The organism is Herpetosiphon llansteffanensis (assembly GCF_003205875.1).
In the GTDB taxonomy this organism is placed as follows: domain Bacteria; phylum Chloroflexota; class Chloroflexia; order Chloroflexales; family Herpetosiphonaceae; genus Herpetosiphon; species Herpetosiphon llansteffanensis.
The window spans coordinates 1-7,026 of the sequence record NZ_PUBZ01000004.1; the positions used below are offsets into that span (position 1 = coordinate 1).

A 7,026-nucleotide genomic window follows, 5' to 3' on the forward strand; every position below is an offset into this window, starting at 1 on the left:
GATGAGCGCTAGTCTCGTGGGCTCGGAGATGTGGATAAGAGACAGCCATAATAACGTTATGAGAATATTGGATTTCAGGAACAAGATACAAAGAGATATATCAAATAATAAATACAATTATATTTCAATGTTATTGTATGACCCGCAAATTACATTGCTTTGTCCTATTTATCACCCTCAATATAAATTGTTGGGATTAATTGTAATTGGACGAAGGAATGATCTAGATCCCTATAGATCACAAGATATTGAAGAATTACAAAATTTAATTAATGCTTCATCAATGGCATATGGTAATAGCTATCTTTACACTCAAAAGTCAATTGCAGAAAGAACTGTTAGAGAGCTTTTTAGTTCTCTAAAGGATATCCAAGATATTACAGCCAAAAAGATAGCCCGCGAAATACACGATGAAATTATAAATGTAAATATTAAACTAAATATTGAAACAATACAACATCTTATAACCTACATCGATGACCAAGATATACTTGACCAACTTAATCTCTTGTTAACTGGTGAGAAGGATACAGCTTATTCATTACGGATGATTTGTGAATCATTACATCCTAGTGGTATTGATGACCCATTAGGGTTTATTCCAGTATTATCAAATCAAATAGACCAAATTCGTTGCATTTATAAAGGTGTTATTGATATTATTGTTATCAATGAAATAATACCAGTAAAAACATCAATTCAGCATGAGATAATCAGAGTTATCAAAGAAGCAGTATTAAACTCGATTAAACATGCTAATGCAACAAATATTACGATTGAGATTTCTTATCCCAGTATTCATAATTCAGCTTTACAAGTTATTATTAGTGATAATGGGTCTCCAAAACAACCAGTGTTAAATAGACCTGGGCATTTTGGGATACGAAATATGAAAGAAAGGATTTATATGATTGGAGGAAGGATAGAGATTCAATCAGATCGAAACACTGGAACCTGTGTTCACATCTTTGTTCCTTTAAATTCTGATGCTTCTGTTGAGCAGTCTGAATTATTAGGAATTTATGGTTGATCCTTATTAGTTATGGAATTATTTATATGACTAAATCTCAATTATTTGATGGGAAATCGCTTCTAAAGGGTGTTCTCTATCTTACAAGTGCTGTGGTCATACTTGAAGGAGCATTCCGGCTCCAAAACCGTGGCTCAGTTTTTATGAACGAGTATATGCATATTACAGCTAGCCCGGCGGTCGCAGTATTGACAGTCATTCTATCCAAACCAACAAATACAACCTTATTGCCGACAAAGACTGTTTTTACCGATTTTGGTACAGGGATTGTATTAGGGTCATCAATATATTTTGGATGGCTATGGGTTGCTGCGTCGAGCAATTGGATTCAGACATCTGAATGGGGTTGGAAAACTAACACTATCCATCAACTTGTTCTCTCAATACTAATTACTAGTATAGGGCACTTTGCAGTCTCAATAAATGAAGAACAAGTGTTTCGAGGATATGGATACGATGTATGGAGTAAGACCGTTGGTTCTATCGGAGCTACGATCTTTTTATGTGGACTATTTACGCTAGGGCATAGACCTAAAACATTGGCTGCCGCCAGTGGTTATTTTACTATGGCACTTCTATTAACTGAATTACGAAAACATTCAAATTCATTAGCGATGCCCATTGGCTATCATTGGTCTTGGAATGTTTCCCAATTGATACTATTTGGTCATGATAAAAGAGCATCTTTACGACCTATTACTATTGATGGGCCTTCCCATATAGTTGGTGCTAACTCACCCGAAGGTGGATGGTTAATGACATTGTTCCATATCGGAGCAATAATTATTACTATAGCAGTAAGTAGATATAAGAAAGCCTTAGGAAAGTAAGTATATGTGAAAAAACATATATTCAAGCCTAGATTTATCATTTATGGTTGATCGTGAAACCTACCATTTACAAACCAGAGAGTAAATAGTAAGTTAACGTACTTTAACACAAGAGCGTCCCGATTGAACGCATAATTTAATCTGTGTATCAATCAAGCTTGTTCTGCGTATAAACGAACAATGGCGTGATGTAGGGCGACATCCGTGATCACCTTATCTTAACTTACTGTGAAACTCTTAGAAATCGTTGTTGCAAAACTATTGCGTGTGTGCTATATTTGCCATACTTATTAGATAGGTGCAGATATGGGCTTTCTTACAACACAAGATGCGGCTCAAAAATTGGGAATAACCCCAACGCGAGTCCGTGCATTAATTCAATCACAAAGATTGCCTGCCACTAAATTTGGTGGTGTATGGATGATCTATGAGAAAGATCTTGTGTTAGTCCAAAATCGTAAGCCAGGTGCACCTCGCAAAGGATCACGAGCAAATAGTAAAAGTGAATAGACTAATAAGCCTTTAAAGGCTTTCTCAGGAGCCAGCGGGGATTAATAAAAGGCTGGCTAAAATGAAGAAAAACGCTCCTTCTAGACAATACAAGCGTTTTTCTGATAGATTTACTCCCTTTCGGGAGGTATTTTGCTGCCTTTGAGTATACGCTGACATCATGAAAATGTCAAGCTTTCCAAAGGTGGTAAAGGATCGTATACCCTATGCCATCAACCCACCCGAGCGGTGGGGCGGAGGTCATGCGCAATCCGGCATGGCTGGCCGCACCCGACCGATCATATCTTTGGTTCCCGACCAAACTAGCCGAAACCCTTGCCCACGCCCCGCTCGCGCTCGGCATTTATGCCCTGATTGCGCGGCGCTGGCTCGTTACCCATACCCCCGTTGCCCTGTCTGCTCACGATATTCAGGCCTATGACCCATTACTGACCCGCGCAAAGATTCGCACGGCCTTGGCCCAGCTCATGGCTGGCCATTGGCTCGCCATTCCATCCGAGCCACAGCACGGCTGCAAAATCGCCTATGTGCCGACGTGGGGCTGGCAACGCGAGGGCGTGCGCCACTGGGAAACGACGCAATCCTTCAATCGGGGTCGCGTGGCGACGCATCGGCTCGACCGCACGATCCTCGACCACTACCTTGGTCGCATTGAGCCACGCCCACACGGCCAGCCTCTGATTACGCGCTATCTGACCACGCCAGCCCTGACCTTGACCGATGTGGGCATCTATATGCTGCTCGTGGCCGGAATCCCGCATCGCCACGCCACGGCCACACTCCAACGCCGTGGCTTATGTCACCAAAACGTACCACTCGCCGTGCCAAGCATTACGGAGATTCTGGCGCAGGGGACGATGAGTCTGCACGGCGCACAGCGTTTGCAGCTCGTTCCTCGCGGCGGCGTTATGCGGCCCAGCGACCCTGATCCACGACCCAATCTTTTTTTTGTGGAACCGGACCTGGCGATGACCATGGTGATGACCATGGCGACGAACCTGGCGATGACAGACAGGGTGTCCGAGGACGGTTTTGACGCATTAGAAAGCGAAAAAATAGCGGTCGCCAGTGAACAATGGAACGTCACAGGCAGATCATGCAGAATAGACAGAGAAGATCAACCACCAGAAACCGATCTGCATAGCATACAAAACGGTGGTGGAGTCTCTTTTTCTGATAGGAATAACGAACGAATAGAACGTGAATCCGAACCGGATGTTCTGGAACCCAAAACCAGAACAGTTCCGGCGGCGCGAAACATTATGTCAATTCCAGATACCCCGCAGGTTGCACTCCTACGGTCACTGGCGATTCGGCCTAAACAACTTGCCGAATTTGCTGCTATCGATTTGGCCATGCTGGAAACCGTGGTGACCGATGCTCGCCAGCGCACGGGCATCCGTGATATCGGCGGGTGGGTTGTCAGTATTCTGCGGGATATTCAGGACTACGGCTGGGAACCCGCTGCCGCCAAGTGGCAGATCGATCAGCCACGAGACTTCGCAGCCTCGCTCTCACGGTGGACCACGGCATTGGGCCTTGATGAACCTGTCGGAGCGGATTCCGAGGACGCTGCCGACCCTTCCATCGAATCTGATCCACCGTCCGTCACGGTTGACTGGGCGGCGCTTGAATCCGTGTTGCTGAATCCGGCGACCGATCTATCGCAGCTTCCTGTCTATTTACGTCAGTTGTCTGCACCGCCATGGATACCAAAATCGCTCTGGCATCGAATCCGCCCTTCGATCCAGTGGTTGCTCGTGGGTAGCCGACTGGATGTTCGGGGTCGGATCGATGGAACGAGCATTATCGCAAGCGATAGCGTTCGCCAAAATCAACTTGCTGATCCTTCCTATTGCACGGTGCTTCCGGCCTTCCTTGCCGCCTGTGAAGCCCTGCGGGAGTAACGCTGATGGTGATTAATCCTGCGCCCCCATGGGTGGGGCCAGTGCGGGTGCTGCGGACGGCGCGGCCTCGCCGAACGGTGGAACAGGTGTTGGCGACGATTCCGGCAACCCAGTGGCTGGATCAGGCCGTGTTTTGGCTGATGTACGATACCCAGTTGCGGGTGCTGCCGCTCTGTCGCTTGACCATGGCCGATCTTGATCTGGCTGGGCCGTTGCCGATGGTGCGCTGTGGCGCGCGCTGGCGACTGTTGACCGAAGCCCCGACCGTGACCGCCCTGACCGCGTATCTGTCCCTGCGATCCCCCACCTCATCCTGCTTCGCTCTGCCTACGGGATTGCCCCTTGATTTAGCCTATCTTGACCAGCACTGGCGGATGTATTGCCAGCGAGCTGGTGTCAACTGCACGTTGCGCGAGCTGCGCGGCGGCTAGCAGACTGTGACAATCTGACTTCGTTTATGTGTCCCCGGCGTGATCCTCACGGTGGGGTTTTGTATACCGTTTTTTTGGAATGTAGGAGGCCGTTATGACTCGATGGCGTTGGTTTGGGATTGTTGGCGTGCTGTTGGGGCTGCTCAGCCTACTCCCCGCAGCGGCGATGGAACCCCACGAGCCGGGCTTGCCCCCGGTCGCGGTGGCCATTGGCAGTCCGACGGCGGGGCAGGTGGTGACGGACAGGGATTCGACCGTGACCGGAACGGCGACCGCTGGCTCGCGGGTAACGGTGTGGCTTGATGGGAGGGCAATGCAAACCCTGACCGTCGGGACAAATGGCCAGTGGAGCCTGCCCATGAGCGGTCTGACCGACGGCACCCATACGATTTCCGCGACCAGTACGGTCGACGTAGGCACGTGGTTGTACATGCTTGATCCATCGTGTGCGGTTGGTCGCGAAACCTGTGTGCGGATTGCCGATCCGGCAACGGCGACGATTCACACGACGATCCGCACCAGTCCCGACTCAGCAGGCGGGGAGTTGCTCATTGCCCATCCAACCATGGATCGGCTGTATATCGGCCACTCAACCGGAGTGGATGTCTATACCCACGACGGCGTCTTCGTCACGCGGATTCCCCTCCCGAAAACCGTTCGGATGGGGGCACTCACGCCCAATGGTCGCGAACTCTGGGTGCCCCAAGATGCCAGTGATGGCCGGGGTGCCATGGCGGTGATTGACACGGCGACCAATACCGTGATCACCATCTTTGACACGGCGGTCTACGGGACGGGCAATACGGTTGTCACCGCGAGCGCTGCTCAGGATCTCGTCTTTTCGCCCGACGGGCAGACCGCCTACGCGGCGGATATGGGCGATTACAGTCTGACGGTGCTGGATGTCGCCAGCCGAACGGTGCGGTCGCGCCTGATTCGCGAAGGCGACGCGGCGGTGGGGCGGCGGGTGCTGCTCAATCGGGCCGGGACGCGGCTGTATTTGGCCACCCGCCAAGGGAATGCCCTGTATGCGGTCGATACGGCAACGAGTGGCTTTACCCGCATTGCCGTGACGAATCCCTATCGTCCGCAACTGGAAGGGCTAGCGCTGAGTCCCGATGAGTCGAAACTGTATGTGGTGGTCTACCGCATCGGCGACAGCTTCACGCCGCAAAACCGGGCACTGATCTTGGACACGGCGACCAACCGCTGGTTGCCCACCGAGCTGCGCTGGCCAGCGGCAAATCCCGTCTGGGGCGCACGTGCGGCAACTCGGCATCCGGAAAATGGCATGCTGTATTTTGGTGGCGGCAATGGGGTCATGGTCTTCGCCGACGATGAGCGTCAGCCCACGTTGGACATCACTGCTGGCCTCGACAACTCGGTCTATGAGTTTGACTGGCTCCGGCGCGTCGCAACCGCAACCGCGAGTGTGACGATTCGGGTTGATCTCAGTGCTGATCTCAGCGTTGAGAAAACCCATACCGGCGATTTTGTGGTCGGCGAGGAAGGAACCTACACCATTGCGGTCACGAACCATGGCCCCGCCGCCATGCCTGTGGGAACGACGATCACGGATGTTGTACCGGCTGATTTGCGCGTCCTCGGGGCGAGTGGCCCGCATTGGTCATGTACGGTTAGCGGGCAAACCGTAACCTGTACGGCGACTGCGGCAATGCCCGCACTCGAAACGGGCACGGTGCAGATCCGGGTCATCCCCGAACCAGCGATTGGGAATCAGGTGGTGAATCGGGCCTGTGTCGATACCACCAATGACACCAACCCGACCAACGATTGTGACGACGACTCGACGACGATTCTGCATCCCGATCTGGGCATCGTCAAGCGCTCAACTCCGCCCAACGGGACGGCGGTCGCCGCAGGCAATACGATTACCTACTTCCTCGATGTCACGAATACCGGCACCGCACCCTTGACCGGGGTCATTGTTCAGGATGCGATTCCCGAAGCAACCGCCTTCCTGGATGCCGACCCAGCGGTGGCTCCAGTGGATGGGATGCTCACGTGGAACATTGGCGATCTCGCGGTTGGGGCAACCCGCACGGTCCAGTTTCGCGTGCGCGTGTTGCCGATTGGGACGACGGTGGCCATTCGCAATATGGCACAGGCCGACAGTGATCAAACGATCGAGGAAGACTCGAATCTGATCATCCACCCCTTCGACCCAACGGGAACTAAAAGTATATTCCCCCAAAAACTATCACTTCCGTACAAATGAGCGTAATATTTTCTCTTTGAATCAGTTTGAATCAGTGCTCCATACTAATGTTATTCAATCGTAAAACGCAAAGCAGACA

6 protein-coding genes are annotated in these 7,026 nt (G+C 51.0%); all 6 read left to right on the forward strand.

Going from position 1 to position 7,026, the window contains the following annotated elements:
- Positions 1–1,030 (forward strand): sensor histidine kinase (locus C5S61_RS00095; protein WP_240614371.1); only part of this gene is annotated, 1,030 nt, incomplete at its 5' end.
- 26 nt (positions 1,031–1,056) lie between these two features.
- The gene (locus C5S61_RS00100; protein ID WP_240614373.1) at positions 1,057–1,860 is read left to right on the forward strand and encodes a CPBP family intramembrane glutamic endopeptidase; all 804 of its coding nucleotides are present in this window, start codon (positions 1,057–1,059) and stop codon (positions 1,858–1,860) included.
- 306 nt (positions 1,861–2,166) lie between these two features.
- Positions 2,167–2,370, forward strand: coding sequence for a helix-turn-helix domain-containing protein (locus tag C5S61_RS27515; protein WP_110513068.1), 204 nt, complete (start codon positions 2,167–2,169; stop codon positions 2,368–2,370).
- Between the two features lie 206 nt (positions 2,371–2,576).
- Positions 2,577–4,277, forward strand: coding sequence for a hypothetical protein (locus C5S61_RS00110; RefSeq protein ID WP_110513070.1), 1,701 nt, complete (start codon positions 2,577–2,579; stop codon positions 4,275–4,277).
- Positions 4,278–4,282: 5 nt separating this feature from the next.
- Positions 4,283–4,708 (forward strand): site-specific integrase, encoded by a 426-nt coding sequence (locus tag C5S61_RS00115; RefSeq protein ID WP_110513072.1) that lies wholly within the window; start codon positions 4,283–4,285, stop codon positions 4,706–4,708.
- Between the two features lie 94 nt (positions 4,709–4,802).
- Positions 4,803–6,947 carry a CLIPPER-2 domain-containing protein gene (locus tag C5S61_RS00120; RefSeq protein ID WP_240614375.1) on the forward strand — a complete coding sequence of 715 codons (2,145 nt, stop codon included), beginning with the start codon at positions 4,803–4,805 and terminating at the stop codon, positions 6,945–6,947.
- The last annotated feature ends 79 nt before the right edge of the window (positions 6,948–7,026 follow it).